Below are 1,418 nucleotides of genomic sequence, written 5' to 3'. Positions count from 1 at the left end.
TCGCATATGTTGGGCTTTAGGCAAGCTGACCGACAAGATGACTGGGAGGAGCTTGCCATGCCCGCACCGGTCCCGCTGCGGGCCGACTATTCCGCCGAGGAGCTGCGCAACGAGGCCCGGCATGCCTGGACCGCCCGTCAATGCGCGCGTTTTCTCGCCCTCGCCGGCGTGGCCGAGGGGCGTAGCCGGCGCGAGGCCGCGAAACTGGGCGGCATGGACCGTCAGACGCTGCGCGACTGGGTCCACCGCTTCAACGCGGAAGGCCCGGACGGGTTGATCGACCGTCAGGCGCCCGGGCCGACGCGCCAGCTCACCCCCGACCAACGGGCGGAGCTGGCCGCTGTTATCAGAGCTGGCCCGGATCCGGAGGCGGATCGCGTCGTCCGCTGGCGACGGGTCGACCTGCAGCAGGTGATCTTGGAGCGCTTTGGCGTGTGGTATCACGAACGCCATGTGTCGCGCGTGCTGCACGAGCTCGGGTTTTCGCACATGACGGCCCGGCCGCAGCACGTGGGCCAGGACCCGGAGACGATCGAGACGTTCAAAAAAACTTCCCGGCGACCGTCGCAGAGATCATCGCCAAGCTGCCCGGCGGGGTGACGCCGGAGATCTGGTTCCAGGACGAGATGCGGGTGGGGCAGAAGAACCCGCAGGTGCGCCAGTAGGCGCCCACCGGCACGCGTCCCCGTCAGCCCGCCGACCAACGGACCAGCTCGGGCTACGTTTTCGGCGCGGTCGCGCCGGAGCGCGGGGTTGGGGCTGCCGTGGTGATGCCGCGGGCGAACACGCGGGGGATGCAGGAGCATCTGGCCGAGATCAGCCGACAGGTCGGGTCAGAACGCCACGCCATCCTGGTCATGGACCAGGCCAGCTGGCACACGACGGAGTCGCTTCGTGTGCCCGCCAACATCTCGATCGTGCTTCTGCCGCCGAAGTCTCCGGAACTGAACCCTGTCGAGAAGGTCTGGCAGTATCTGCGCCAGACGTTCCTCTCAAACCGTGGTTTCGAAAGCTACGATATGATTGTCGATGCCTGCTGCGACGCTTGGAACATATTCATGGAGATGCCGGAGACCGTGACCTCGATAAGCTACCGTAGCTGGGCCGCGATAACGACATCTCCATGACCGCTGGTATAAACACTCACTTCCGATAGTGAATGGTTGTCTCCAGGCGGACGTAGGTAGCGCAGTCAGCCGTTGACTGTGGATCGGCATGGGCGCACGACGCCGATCGGCGCCTCAAGCGCCTGAATCAAGCGGATTTCGAGGGGGCAGCCGCCAACGCCGATTGAACGAACCCGCTATCGCGGGGGTTAGCGGATAACAGGTGCGGGCGGGTCTCCTGCCTGAGACGATGGGGTTGCCGACCACCAACTCTCAGGACAGGAGTTTCCCAGATGGCCGACATCAGCCCTC

Annotated in this window: 1 pseudogene; it reads left to right on the top strand. The window is 65.2% G+C overall.

The features are described 5' to 3' along the window. The first annotated feature begins 57 nt into the window (after window positions 1–57). Window positions 58–1,127: pseudogene (locus CKO28_RS27735) on the top strand (IS630 family transposase). Window positions 1,128–1,418: the final 291 nt, after the last annotated feature.

Origin of the sequence: Rhodovibrio sodomensis, assembly GCF_016583645.1 — a bacterium.
GTDB lineage: Bacteria > Pseudomonadota > Alphaproteobacteria > Kiloniellales > Rhodovibrionaceae > Rhodovibrio > Rhodovibrio sodomensis.
Note: the sequence above shows the minus strand (reverse complement) of the source record. Positions and strands in the feature narration are given on the sequence as shown.